The following is a 12,436-nucleotide window of genomic DNA, read 5'->3' on the forward strand; positions in this document are numbered from 1 at the left end:
TCGTCGCGCGCTGCGCCGCGAGCGCGATCGCGCGGCGCGTCAGCAGCGCGTACAGCGTCGCGTGATCGCCGCCGCGCGTTTCAAGCAGTGCCAACTGGCGTTCGACGATGCCGGTATCGCCGCGCGACACCGGGCCGGAGAGCGCGTTCGCGAGCCCCTTGTCGCGCGCGGTTTCGATCGTGCCGGCCAGCATCGGCAGCAGCGCGCGCAGCGCGGCGTCCTCGTCGAAACCGAGGCCGCGCCACAGCTCGACCGCTTCCGCCAGCCCGCACAGCGCGAAGCTCGCCGCGTAGTGCGCGGCCGCGTGATAGAGCATCCGGCCGCCGGCCGGAATCGACAGCGGATGGCAGCCGAGTGCGGCAGCAAGTCGCAGCAGCGTCGCATGCAATGCGCCGTCGGCTTCGAGCGTGACCGAGCAGCCGTCAATGCGGGCGAGGTCGGCGTCGGTGCCGCCGAACAGGTAGAGCGGATGGAAGCCGCCGGTGGCCGCGCCTTGCTGCTTCACCGGATCGAGCAGGGCGACCGCCGACGCGCCGCTGCAGTGAACGACGGCCTGCTGCGCGGCGCGCGACGCGTCGAAGTGCAGCGCCGCGGCGGTCGACGCGAGATGGTCGTCGGGCATCGTCAGGAAGATCAGGTCGGCGGCGTCGACGACCTGCTGCGGCGTGTCGACCGCCTGGCAGCCGTCGATGCGCGCAGCGAGCGTCGCGGCCGACGCAGGCGTGCGGCTCGCGATCGCAACGACCGGAAAGCCGGCCTGCGCGAAGCGCTGCGCGACGCAGCGCGCGAGACGGCCGGCGCCGATGAAGCCGAGGCGGGGTGTGTCAGGGAGGGACATGGCAACGGACGTAAGCGAAAACGAAGCAACCGCCAGTATCGCAGGAATGACGTCGGGGCCGCGAAAGGAGCCTGTCCGCGCGGACACGTGCATGGATTACCGGTAGGCGGTGCGTTCGACGCGTGGATCGGCGCCCGGCGTCACGGTTGATTCACGATCGTCGAATCCGACCCCGAAACATATCGCCCCCGTATCCGGCTTGAAATGTCGGCATCTTGTCTCAAATTTGTAATCGTTCATTACGGTTGCGTGCCTGCTGCGCGCGCCGTATCCGGTAAGACTGACCGGCCATGATGTTGCGACCCGACTCGTCGGACGGAATCGCTCGACCCGCAAGGGTCCCCGCCGATGCTGCGAGCCACGCCGCACGGCGCCTTCGCCCGCGTGCAATTGCAATTTGCAACAAATGCACGATACGCGAGGGGCGGGTTTTCGCTACATTGCTTCCATGCGACGTGCATGCCCGCCGTTGCCGACAGGGGCGCATAAAATACCGCTCCAGCAGGAGAATCGAAGTGAAAAAGCTCATTCCGTTCATCGCCGCCGCCGCGCTGGGCCTGGGTGCCGCAAGCGCTGCGCAGGCTCACGTGTCGATCGGGGTCGGCATCGGTATCCCGGTCGCGCCCGCGTATCCCGTCTATGCACCGCCGCCGCCCGTGTACTACGCGCCGCCGCCTCCGCCCGTCTATTACGCACCGGCGCCGGCCTACTACGCGCCGCCGCCCGCCGTGGTCGTCGGTGGCTACTATGGCCGTCCGTACTGGCGTCATGGCTACTATGGTGGCGGCTGGGGCCATCACGGCTACTGGCGTCGCTGATTCGTGCCGCGCGGCTTGACCGCGCTTGGCAAAACGGCGCAACGTCCCGCGAGGGGCGCTGCGCCGTTTTTTATTTGGAGCCCGCCGCCTGACTTCGGTGGGCTACCCATGCAGGCCGGCTGCGATTACACCGTGTGCACGATCAGGTCGCGGTAGCCGCCGACGATCACGCTGTACGAGAAATACGCGAACAGTAGCGCCGACGCGATGTGACACGCGCGCATCAGCCCGGCGCCCGCGCGCTTGCGGCCCTGGCTCGCGAGCGTGCACATGAAGAGCGTCCATGCGAGGCCGCCGAGGAAAAAGCCCGACAGGAACACCGACGCGGTGGCCGGCGTGGTCGCGCCGGCCTTCGCGATCAGCGCGCCGCCGACCGCCGCGAACCACAGGATCGCGCTCGGCGACGACATCGCGAGCAGCATCCCGCGCAGGAAACTGCGCCGCGCACTCGCGCGCGGCTGCAATGCGTCCTCGGCATCGTCGCCGGCCGCCTTGGCCGGCGTGAGCGCTTCGCGCGCCATCTTCCACGTGAGGAACAGCAGCACGGCGCCGCCGCCGATCCACACGATCCAGCGCACCGGCTCGAACTGCAGCAGCACGGCCATCCCTGCGAGCGCGAGCGCCGCATAGACGAGATCGCCGACGCACGAGCCGATGCCGAGCCAGAAGCCCGGCCGGAAGCCGTGCGACAGCGTCAGCGACAGCATCGCGACATTGACGAGGCCGATGTCGAGACACAGCGACAGTGACAGAAAGAAACCGTCGGACAGCATGGAGGCGGGCGGAAAAGTCATCTTCGTCGTTCTTGTGGCGATGGCAGTCCACGGGCCGGCAGGCGCCGGCCGCGTGGTGTCAGAGACCGATCTCCTGCCAGAGCCGGTCGACGCGCGCCTTCACGGCCGCGTCCATCTCGATCGGGCGGCCCCATTCGCGGTTGGTCTCGCCGGGCCACTTGTTGGTCGCGTCGAGCCCCATCTTCGAACCGAGGCCGGCAACCGGCGACGCGAAGTCGAGATAGTCGATCGGCGTGCTGTCGACCATCACGGTGTCGCGCACGGGGTCGACGCGCGTCGTGATCGCCCAGATCACTTCCTTCCAGTCGCGGATGTTCACGTCCTCGTCGACGACCACGATGAACTTCGTATACATGAACTGCCGCAGGAAGCTCCACACGCCGAACATCACGCGCTTCGCGTGGCCCGCGTAGCTCTTCTTCATCTGGACGATGGCCATCCGGTAGCTGCAGCCTTCGGGCGGCAGGTAGAAGTCGGTGATCTCGGTGAACTGCTTCTGCAGCAGCGGCACGAACACTTCGTTGAGCGCGACGCCGAGCACCGCGGGCTCGTCAGGCGGCTTGCCCGTGTAGGTCGAGTGATAGATCGCGTCGCGGCGCATCGTGATGCGCTCGACGGTGAACACCGGGAACCACTCCTGCTCGTTGTAATAGCCGGTGTGGTCGCCGTACGGGCCTTCGAGCGCGTGCTCGTACTTGGCCGATGCATTGCCGGCCGGGCGCGGCGGCGCGCCGGCCGGAGCAGGGGCAGGGGCGCCTTCCTGCGGATAAATGAAGCCTTCGAGCACGATCTCCGCGCGCGCGGGCACCTGCAGCGTGTCGACGCCGGGCGTCAGGCACTTCGCGAGCTCCGTGCGGCTGCCGCGCAGCAGGCCGGCGAACTGGTACTCGGACAGCGAATCGGGCACGGGCGTCACCGCGCCGAGCGTCGTGGCCGGATCGGCGCCGAGCACGACGGCGACCGGATACGGCTTGCCGGGGTTCTGCAGCGCGAATTCGCGGAAGTCGAGCGCGCCGCCGCGATGTGCGAGCCAGCGCATGATCAGCTTGTTGCGGCCGATCAGCTGCTGACGGTAGATCCCGAGATTCTGCCGCGACTTGTTCGGCCCGCGCGTGACCGTCAGGCCCCACGTGACGAGCGGCCCCGCGTCGCCGGGCCAGCAGGTCTGGATCGGCAGCCTGTTCAGGTCGACGTCGTTGCCTTCCCAGACGATCTCCTGGCACGGCGGCGACGACACCGACTTCGGCGCCATGTCCCACACGGCCTTCGCGAGCGACAGCAGCTTGCCGGCGTCCTTCAGGCTCTTCGGCGGATCGGGTTCCTTCAGCGCGGACAGCAGGCGCCCGAGATCGCGCAGCGAATCGAGCGCGGCGTCGTCGCCCGCATCGACGCCCATGCCGAGCGCGACGCGGCGCGGCGTGCCGAACAGGTTGCCGAGCACCGGAAAGTCGTAGCCGGTCGGTGCGTTGAACAGCAGCGCAGGGCCGCCGGCGCGCAGCACGCGGTCGCACAGCTCGGTCATTTCGAGCACGGGCGACACGGGCTGCGTGACGCGCCGCAGTTCGCCGAGCGCCTCGAGGCGCTGGATGAAATCGCGTAAGTCTTTGTATTTCATGAAGATGGTCCGGGCCACCCGCCAGGCGGGCAGCGATGGGTGGGCGCAGCGTCCGGCTGCGACCCCGAATCGACCGACGATTTTACCCGTGCCGCCGCATGCCCGCCCGGCGGAGAAAAAAGTCGACTGCGCGCAAACCCCCTACGGCAAGGGGCTGGCGATCTGAAGACTGCTTTTAAATTACTTTTTGTTATAATTTCAAGGTTTTATAGTGTTGACGATCTATAAAACCCTGCTAGAATCCGCTCACATTGGCTGCAGGGTAAAAGGCTTCGAGCCGCCAATCACCGATCTTTGACGCAGCGCGTCACCGTCCGCCGAATCCTGCACGGCGTATCCGACGGCCTTAGTCGTAGTCCCGGCCAGCGCCACCAGACGCTGGTTTTTTGCGTGGGTGCCACCGCGTATGCCCGCCTCGCCCAGTGTGCGAAGGTGCCGGCCCTCTTACACCGTGGCCTCGAACGGTACTTATACCGTTTCCCCGATGCTTGCACGCCCCAACCAAAGCGTGCGGCGTCGTGATTCCGCGGCGCGTTACCTGTCTCGCCATCGAGCTGAGCGAGCCGCACGAGTCATGTTCATGGGAGATGATCTGAATGAACGCTTGGTTATCGTGGCGTCCTAGTGAGCAGCATGCGCAGTTCGTGCGCAGCATGCTGCGTCGCGGGACGCGTGTCAGTCACCATCTATTCAGCGTTGTCGGCTGTCTCGCTGTCGCAGTTGCGCTTGCACTGTGGCTGCTGCCAACCGTCCGCGGTACGCTTGCCGCGAAGCTGATGCCGGTCGTATCCGCGGCCGTGCAAGCTGGCCCGGCCCGTCTGCTGACCGGCCATCCGCTGCCGAACTTCGCGCCCGCCGGCGCGCAGCCGCAGCAGGAAGACAACAGCCCCGAAACGGACGCGCTTGCGGTCGGCCTCGACGTCGCACCGGAAGCCGCCGCCGCGCAGGGCGATGCGTCCGATCCGGCCCGCAACGGCCCGTCGCCCGTCGCGCTTGCGAAGCTGATCCCGACCCAGCGCGTGGCAGCCGATGCGCGTGACGACCGCGCACTCGCATCGAATCGCGAACAGGCGCTCGTCGCGACCTACCTGTCGCGCCGTTACCGCGTCGCCCAGGAGCCGCTCGGCCAGCTCGTCAAGGCTGCGTTCCAGACCGGCCGTGACGTTGGCCTCGATCCGCTGCTGCTGCTGTCCGTGATGGCGATCGAATCGGGCTTCAACCCGTACGCCGAAAGCGGCGTCGGCGCGAAGGGCCTGATGCAGGTCATGTCGAAGGTCCATTCCGACAAGTTCGAGTATTTCGGCGGCACCGATACCGCGCTGCAGCCGCTCGCGAACCTCCAGGTCGGCGCACTCGTGCTGAAGGACTGCATCGCACGTGGCGGCTCGCTCGCGACCGGCCTGCGCATGTACAACGGCTCGACGAACCCCGAGGACAACGGCTACGGTTCGAAGGTGATGGCCGAGCGCGGTCGCCTGCGTGACGTCGCGCGTGGCCGTAGCGTGCCGGTCAATGCACCGCAGGCGCCGGCGAAGCCGATCGTCACGGCTGCTGCCGTGACGGCAGCCGCAGGCGGCGCGAAGCGCGTGCATGCGACGCTCGAAACCTCGGCGAAGGCGACGGCATCGAAGGAAGCCACGTCGCAGGACGACGCGAGCGTCGATACCGCGAAGCAGGCGCACGGCGACCATTCGGAGCTGGGCGCGTAACTTACGCACACCTCCGGCAGGCAGGAATGGAAAAAGGCACCCGATCCGGGTGCCTTTTTGTTTGTGCGGTGTGCGGAATGGCCGCCGCGGCAGCCGCGTGTCAGTGCTGCCCGAACAGCGTCGCGAGTCGGTCGACCGCTTCCTCGAGCCGCGAGTAGGCCGTCGCATAGGACAGGCGGATATAGTCGCGTGGCGCATGGACGCCGAAGTCCATGCCGGGCACCAGCACGACCCCCGCGTCGTGCAGCATCGCCGTCGTGAGCGCGGCACTGTCGCCGGCCGCCGGGTGGGCGACGCCGCCGCAGTGCGCATATACATAGAACGCGCCGTCCGGCATCACGGGCACCGTGAAGCCGAGCCGTTCGAGCGCCGGTGCGATGAAGTCGCGGCGGCGCTTGAATTCGAGCCGGCGCGCTTCGTAGATGTCGAGCGCGGCTGGCTCGAAGCACGCGAGCGCCGCGTGCTGCGCGAGCGCGGACGGGCAGATGAACAGGTTCTGCGCCAGCTTCTCGAACGTGCCGACCAGCGCGGGCGGCACGACCAGCCAGCCGAGCCGCCAGCCCGTCATGCTGAAATACTTGGAGAAGCTGTTCACGGTGACGACGTCGTCGCCGAACGACAGCGCCGACACGGGCGCCGCGTCGTAGCTGAGCCCCTGGTAGATCTCGTCGACGATCGTGAAGCCGCCGCGTGCGCGCACGGCTTCGACGATCCGCTTCAGTTCGTCGGGTTCGAGCGACGTGCCGGTCGGGTTCGACGGCGAGGCGAGCAGCACGCCGCGCGTGCGGTCGCCCCAGCGCGTACGGACGTCATCCTCGGTGAGCTGGAAGCGCGCGTCCGGGCCGCTCGGCACGAGCACCGCGCGGCCTTCGGCCGCCGCGACGAAGTGCCGGTTGCACGGATACGACGGGTCGGGCATCAGCACCTCGTCGTCACGCCCGACGAGCGCGAGGCACGCGAGCAGCAGCGCGGCCGACGCGCCGGCCGTCACGACGATCCGTTCCGGACTGATCGTGAGGCCGTAGGCACGCGCGTAGTGCGCGGCGATCGCCTCGCGCAGCGGCGCAATGCCGAGTGCACTCGTATATTGAGTGACGCCACGGCGCAGCGCGGCCGCAGCCGCTTCGACAACCGGCTCCGGCGCAGTGAAATCCGGCTCGCCGATGCCCATGTGGATAACATCGCGCCCCGAGGACTCGAGACGCTGTGCCTCCTTCATCAATTCCATCACGTAGAAGGGCTGGATCGCGTCGACGCGTGCGGCGAGTCTGACGAGCGAATCGGTGGCGGTATTCATCGGGCGGGCAGGGCGAGGGAGGCGAGGCAAAAGAAAAAACGGGCGCGTATGCGCCCGTTCCGGACCAACGGGTTCAGCCGTTGCGGCGCGCCTGCGTTTCGGCGGGGCGCAGCTTCGCGGCGAGCTTGTCGAGCACGCCGTTCACGTACTTGTAGCCGTCGGAGCCGCCGAACGTCTTCGCGAGTTCGACAGCTTCGTTGATGATCACGCGGTACGGCGTTTCGACATGGTGCGTGAGCTCGAACGTCGCGATCAGCAGCACGGCGCGTTCGACCGGCGACAGCTGGTCGATCGGGCGGTCGAGCGACGGCGTCAGCGCTTCGACGAGCGTGGCGTGCTCGCGGATCACGCCGTGCAGGATCGCGTCGAGCAGCTCCTTGTCGGCCTTGTCGTAACCGAGCGCGCCACGCAGTTGCGCGTCGATCTCACCGGAGGACGCGTTCGACAGCAGCCACTGGTACAGCCCCTGCGTCGCCAGCTCGCGCGATTGTCGGCGGGCGCTCTTCTTCATGCGCGCTCCTCTTCGTCGTCTTCGTCTTCTTCCTCGTCCTCGTCGTCATCGCCGAGTTGGTCGAGCGCCATCGTCAGGTTGGCCATCTCGACGGCGACGCGTGCGGCGTCACGACCCTTTTCGGTCATGCGCGCGACGGCCTGCTCGTCGTTTTCGGTCGTCAGGACCGCGTTCGCGATCGGCAGGTTGAAGTCGAGGCCGATGCGGGTGATGCCCGCGCCGCTCTCGTTCGACACGAGTTCGAAGTGGTAGGTCTCGCCGCGGATCACTGCGCCGAGTGCGATCAGCGCGTCGAACTGGCCGCTTTCCGCGAGCTTTTGCAGCGCGAGCGGGATTTCCAGCGCGCCGGGCACCGACACGAGCAGCACGTCTTCACCGGTGACGCCGAGGCGTTCCAGTTCCTCGACGCACGCGTCGGCGAGGCCGTTGCACACGGGCTCGTTGAAGCGCGATTGCACGATGCCGATACGCAGGCCGTCGCCTTCGAGATTCGGTTGGTATTGTCCGATTTCCATGATCTTGTCCGTGGTGTGGATGAACGGTTATAGGGCGAAAGCGCCGTGGCGGGTTACGCGTTGGACGCCGGGCAGGACTTGGCTTCGCCGCCGGGCATCGGAATGAAGCCCGTGACTTCCAGGCCGTAGCCGGACATGCTGCCCAGCTTGCGCGGATTCGACAGCACCTGCATCTTGCTGACGCCGACATCGCGCAGGATCTGCGCGCCGATGCCGAACGTCTTGAAATCAACCGGCCGGCGCTTGAGCGCGGCGGCCTTTTCTTCCTCGTCGAACGCCTTGAAGACGTCGATCAGGTGTTCCTTCGTGTCGCCGCAGTTGAGCAGCACGATCACGCCGAGGTCGCGTTCCGCGATCTCGCGCATTGCGGCGTCGAGCGTCCACGAGTGCGTGGACACGCTCGTCTCGAGCAGGTCGAGCACCGACAGCGGCTCGTGCACGCGCACCGGCGTATCGACGTCCGGCGACGGCGCACCGCGCACCAGCGCGATGTGCGGCGAGCCGCTCGGCTGGTCGCGGTACAGCACCGCGCGGAACGTGCCGTGCGCGGTCTGCATCGTGCGCTCGGCGATCCGCTCGATGATCGATTCGGTGCGGCTGCGGTACTGGATCAGGTCGGCGATCGTGCCGATCTTCAGGTTGTGTTCCTGCGCGAACTCGATCAGGTCGGGCAGGCGCGCCATCGTGCCGTCGTCCTTGATGATCTCGCAGATCACCGCGGCCGGCGTGAGGCCCGCAAGCGCGGTGAAGTCGCAACCGGCCTCGGTATGGCCCGCGCGGACGAGCACGCCACCCGGCTGCGCCATGATCGGGAACACATGGCCCGGCTGCACGATGTGCTCGGGGCGCACGTCGTGCGCGACCGCCGTGGCGATCGTGTGCGCACGGTCGGCGGCCGAGATGCCGGTCGTCACGCCTTCGGCCGCTTCGATGCTGACCGTGAAGGCGGTGCCGTACTGCGTGCCGTTGCGGTAGGTCATCAGCGGCAGGTGCAGCTGCTTGCAGCGTTCCTGCGTCAACGTCAGACAAACCAGGCCGCGGCCGTACCTGGCCATGAAGTTGATCGCTTCCGGCGTGACGAATTCGGCGGCGATCACGAGGTCGCCCTCGTTTTCGCGGTCTTCTTCGTCGACCAGGATCACCATCCGGCCGGCTTTCAGCTCGGCGATGATGTCGAGCGTGGAGGCGAGCGTCATAAGGGGGCGTGAAAGAGGAAAGTGCGTATTTTACGCCAGCCGGACGACGTTTCGGCTGGCATGGGTCGCGCGCGGCCGGCGAGCGCTCCGGAAAGCGCTGCGCCGGCTTGCGCGGCAGGCCTGGCGCGGCCGTCGTACGTTGCCCGCACGCGGGTGCGGAGGGGGCCGGGCTGGGCCCGGCCGTGCGTCACGCGTGCTGGTCGCGCCCGCCCAGGTAGTCGAGCTTGCCGAGCTCGACGCCGCTGTGGCGCAGGATGTCGTACGCGGTCGTCACGTGGAAGAAGAAATTGGGCAGCACGAAATTCAGCAGGTAAGACTGGCCGCTGAACTCGATCGGGCCGACGCGCATCTTCAGCACGATCTGGCGCGCCTCGCTGCCGTCGATCTGCGCGGCGTCGAAGCCTTTCAGGTAGTCGATCGTCTTCTGGATGCGTGCGTGCAGTTCGTCGAAGGTCTGCTCGACGTCCGGGTAGCTCGGGATCTCGACATCGGCGAGCCGCGCGGCGCAGCCCTTGGCCGTGTCGGTCGCGATGTAGACCTGGCGGACGAGCGGCAGCATGTCCGGGTACAGGCGGGCGCCGACGAACACCGACGGATCGATCTGCTTTTCGGCGGCATGCGCCTGCGCCTTGCCGAGGATGTGCTGCAGGTTGGTCAGGCCACGGATCAGCACGGGCAGCGAAGCCTGGTACATCGAGATGGACATGGGGACGACTCCTTGAGGAAGAGGGTGACCGGTACGCGGCACGCCGTGCGTTGCGGCGTTGAATCCGCTGTCGACGCATCTTAGCGCGGTGGCATGACCCGTGCGCGTCGTTGGCCATTCGGCCAGGTGCCGGATGGGCGGTTGGCCGGTGGATGTCATGCCGTCTTCCCGATTGCACCGGAATGCGGGGCTTCACCGGCATCACGTGTCGATCCGGAAAAAGTCGTATCATGAAACACGAAACACGAAATATGAAGCCAAGGAGACTCCCATGATCGAACTCGACAGCGCCGCGTCGGCCGTCCTTGCCCGGCTGGCGTCCTTCGGCCAGGAAAACGATGCGCGGACGGACGACCGCAGCCGCAAGATGCTCAACCTCGAGCCGGCCACTGCCGAACTGCTGTACCTGCTCGTCACCGGCGCACGGCGCAGGCGCGTGCTCGAGATCGGTACGTCCAATGGTTACAGCGCGATCTGGCTCGCCCATGCGCTGCGCGAAACGGACGGGCAGCCGCTCGTCACCGTCGAGTACTCGCCCGACAAGGCCGGGCAGGCGAGGGCCAACCTGCGCGCGGCGTCGCTGCAGGATTGGGCGCAGGTGATCGAAGGCGATGCGACGCAGGTCTGCGCGGCCGTGACGGGCCCGTTCGACTGCGTGTTCTTCGATGCCGATCGCGTGAGCGCGCCGCAGCAGCTCGCGCACCTGTTGCCGAAGCTGACGGCCGACGCGCTGCTCGTCGCGGACAACGCGCTGTCCCATCCGGACGAAATCGTCGGCTATCTCGCCGCGGTCGACGCGACGCGGGAGTTCGACACGACGCTCGTGCCGGTCGGCAAGGGGCTCCACATCGCGCGTCGCCGGAGGCCGGCATGACGCGCGCGACGCTCGAGCGCACGACACTGGGGCGCGACGCGTACGGGGCGATCCGCGAGATGCTGGTCGACGAAGCGCGCTTCGCGGCGGGCGAGAAGATCAGCATCGAAGCGCTGTCGCGCGATCTCGGCATCAGCCGCTCGCCCGTGTGGGCGGCGGTTTCGCGCCTGGAAGCGGAGGGGCTGCTGCAGGTCGTGCCGCGCCAGGGCGTGTTCGTCATCGCGTTCGACCGCGCGCGGATCGTGGCCATCTTCGAGGCGCGGGAGGCGCTCGAGGGAATGGCCGCACGCCTGGCCGCACAGCGCGTGACGCCCGACGATCACGCGGCGCTGGATGAAGCGTTGACGCGGCAGGCGAAGGCCGTCGATATGCGCGATGGCGACGCCTACCGCATCGCCAACCTCGATTTCCATCACGGGCTGCTCGCGACCGCCCGCAATACGACGATCGAGACATCGCTCAGGGCGCTGTATGCGCAGGTGCAGACGATGTGTTCGGGCGGCGCGAGTCCGATGGACGACTGGGCGCGGCTGGGCGGGAACGTTGCCGAACACCGGCAGGTGCTCGACATGATCGCGAAGCGCGATGCGGAAGGTGCGGAGCGCGCGGCGCGCGAGCATGTACGGCAGTTGCTCGGGACGATTCTGGCGCGCGCGGGAGGGGAGGAGGCAGACGCGTGACCGCCTGCGGGCGACAGCGCGAAGGATGGCGCAAAGCGGCGGCCGTTCGTGCTTCGGGGGCCGCCCGCGCAATCAGTCCTGATGCACGCCCTGCGACGTCGACAGCGCCCGTTCGACGTAGCGCGCGATCATGTCGACTTCGAGATTGACCTTGTCACCGGCCAGCACGGTGAGGCGCCCGCCCGCATCGACCGACGCGCCGAGCGGCTGGATCGATTCGATACGGCCGACGGTCGCGACAATGCCGGCAAACATCGTGACGATCCCGTTCAGTGAGTGGCGTCGGGCGGCGCGAAGCGCGCGAGGATTCGCAGATCGTCGCCGACCCGCTCGAACCCGTGGAACGACAGCCGCGTGCGTGCCTCGAGGCTCGCCGGCGCGGCGAGGTCGAACATGCCGGCCGCATCGGCGCCCAGCAGGCTCGGCGCGAGGTAGACGAGCAATTCGTCGACGCACTGCTCGCGCAGCAGCGAGCCATTCAGCTTGTGGCCGGCCTCGACGTGCAGTTCGTTGACGCCGCGCGCGCCGAGCGCCGCCAGCATCGCGGGCAGGTCGACCTTGCCTTGTGCATTCGCGAGCGGCACGATTTCCGCGCCGCGCGCCTTCAGCACGTTCGCGCGTAATTCACTGGCGGCGTCGAGCCGGCCGCAGAAGATCAGCAGCGGCGCGCCTTCGAGCAGCCGCGCATCGAGCGGCAGGTCGAGGCGGCTGTCCACCAGGATGCGCTGCGGCTGGCGCGGCGTGTCGATGCCGCGCACGGTCAGCAGCGGATTGTCTTCGCGCACGGTGCCGATGCCGGTGAGGATCGCGCAGGCGCGGGCACGCCACGCATGCCCGTCGAGGCGCGCGGCCTCGCCGGTGATCCACTGGCTTTCGCCGGACG

13 protein-coding genes and 1 pseudogene are annotated in these 12,436 nt (G+C 67.8%); 4 read left to right on the forward strand and 10 right to left on the reverse strand.

Annotation, left to right across the window (positions count from 1 at the left end):
* On the reverse strand, positions 1-838 hold an 838-nt coding region (locus G3N99_RS23960), incomplete at its 3' end, for a DUF2520 domain-containing protein (RefSeq protein WP_206123633.1).
* A gap of 515 nt (positions 839-1,353) precedes the next feature.
* Here G3N99_RS23960 and G3N99_RS23965 point away from each other — a divergent pair.
* Positions 1,354-1,656: a hypothetical protein gene (locus G3N99_RS23965; protein WP_041492762.1), complete on the forward strand. Its 303-nt coding sequence runs from the start codon at positions 1,354-1,356 to the stop codon at positions 1,654-1,656.
* Between the two features lie 125 nt (positions 1,657-1,781).
* On the opposite strand, the gene G3N99_RS23970 is transcribed toward G3N99_RS23965, so the two are convergent.
* Positions 1,782-2,450, reverse strand: coding sequence for a LysE family transporter (locus G3N99_RS23970; RefSeq protein ID WP_206123634.1), 669 nt, complete (start codon positions 2,448-2,450; stop codon positions 1,782-1,784).
* A gap of 58 nt (positions 2,451-2,508) precedes the next feature.
* The gene (locus G3N99_RS23975) at positions 2,509-4,065 is read right to left on the reverse strand and encodes a UbiD family decarboxylase (protein WP_174941447.1); all 1,557 of its coding nucleotides are present in this window, start codon (positions 4,063-4,065) and stop codon (positions 2,509-2,511) included.
* A 596-nt stretch (positions 4,066-4,661) separates the two neighbouring features.
* Here G3N99_RS23975 and G3N99_RS23980 point away from each other — a divergent pair.
* Positions 4,662-5,774, forward strand: coding sequence for a lytic transglycosylase domain-containing protein (locus tag G3N99_RS23980; protein WP_174944839.1), 1,113 nt, complete (start codon positions 4,662-4,664; stop codon positions 5,772-5,774).
* 100 nt (positions 5,775-5,874) lie between these two features.
* On the opposite strand, the gene G3N99_RS23985 is transcribed toward G3N99_RS23980, so the two are convergent.
* The 5 genes from G3N99_RS23985 to G3N99_RS24005 all read right to left on the reverse strand — a co-directional run bounded on the left by G3N99_RS23985 (position 5,875) and on the right by G3N99_RS24005 (position 9,999).
* Positions 5,875-7,071 carry a pyridoxal phosphate-dependent aminotransferase gene (locus tag G3N99_RS23985; RefSeq protein ID WP_039371039.1) on the reverse strand — a complete coding sequence of 399 codons (1,197 nt, stop codon included), beginning with the start codon at positions 7,069-7,071 and terminating at the stop codon, positions 5,875-5,877.
* A 73-nt stretch (positions 7,072-7,144) separates the two neighbouring features.
* Positions 7,145-7,582, reverse strand: a complete 438-nt coding sequence (gene nusB, locus G3N99_RS23990; RefSeq protein ID WP_021157083.1) for a transcription antitermination factor NusB — start codon at positions 7,580-7,582, stop codon at positions 7,145-7,147.
* Positions 7,579-8,097, reverse strand: a complete 519-nt coding sequence (gene ribH / locus G3N99_RS23995) for a 6,7-dimethyl-8-ribityllumazine synthase (RefSeq protein WP_011351235.1) — start codon at positions 8,095-8,097, stop codon at positions 7,579-7,581. The genes nusB and ribH overlap by 4 nt, the downstream gene beginning before the upstream one ends.
* A gap of 53 nt (positions 8,098-8,150) precedes the next feature.
* The gene (gene ribBA / locus G3N99_RS24000) at positions 8,151-9,293 is read right to left on the reverse strand and encodes a bifunctional 3,4-dihydroxy-2-butanone-4-phosphate synthase/GTP cyclohydrolase II (protein WP_174941443.1); all 1,143 of its coding nucleotides are present in this window, start codon (positions 9,291-9,293) and stop codon (positions 8,151-8,153) included.
* 187 nt (positions 9,294-9,480) lie between these two features.
* Positions 9,481-9,999 carry a DUF1993 domain-containing protein gene (locus G3N99_RS24005; protein WP_206123635.1) on the reverse strand — a complete coding sequence of 173 codons (519 nt, stop codon included), beginning with the start codon at positions 9,997-9,999 and terminating at the stop codon, positions 9,481-9,483.
* A gap of 271 nt (positions 10,000-10,270) precedes the next feature.
* Between G3N99_RS24005 and G3N99_RS24010 the strand changes: the two genes are divergently transcribed.
* Both G3N99_RS24010 and G3N99_RS24015 read left to right on the forward strand, forming a co-directional pair.
* A complete protein-coding gene (locus tag G3N99_RS24010; RefSeq protein ID WP_206123636.1) occupies positions 10,271-10,873 on the forward strand; it encodes a class I SAM-dependent methyltransferase in 603 nt (200 codons plus the stop codon).
* Complete coding sequence (locus G3N99_RS24015) at positions 10,870-11,553, forward strand: GntR family transcriptional regulator (protein WP_206123637.1); 684 nt, start codon at positions 10,870-10,872, stop codon at positions 11,551-11,553. Before G3N99_RS24010 ends, G3N99_RS24015 begins: the two co-directional genes overlap by 4 nt.
* Positions 11,554-11,625: 72 nt before the next feature.
* Here G3N99_RS24015 and G3N99_RS42590 read toward each other — a convergent pair.
* Together G3N99_RS42590 and G3N99_RS24025 are read right to left on the reverse strand one after the other, a co-directional pair.
* Positions 11,626-11,721 (reverse strand): annotated as a pseudogene (locus G3N99_RS42590) (riboflavin synthase); the annotation flags it as partial.
* 101 nt (positions 11,722-11,822) lie between these two features.
* The coding region (locus G3N99_RS24025) for a RibD family protein (RefSeq protein WP_206123638.1) at positions 11,823-12,436 on the reverse strand (614 nt) is incomplete at its 5' end.

This window comes from Burkholderia sp. Ac-20392 (genome assembly GCF_017104585.1).
In the GTDB taxonomy this organism is placed as follows: Bacteria; Pseudomonadota; Gammaproteobacteria; order Burkholderiales; family Burkholderiaceae; genus Burkholderia; species Burkholderia lata.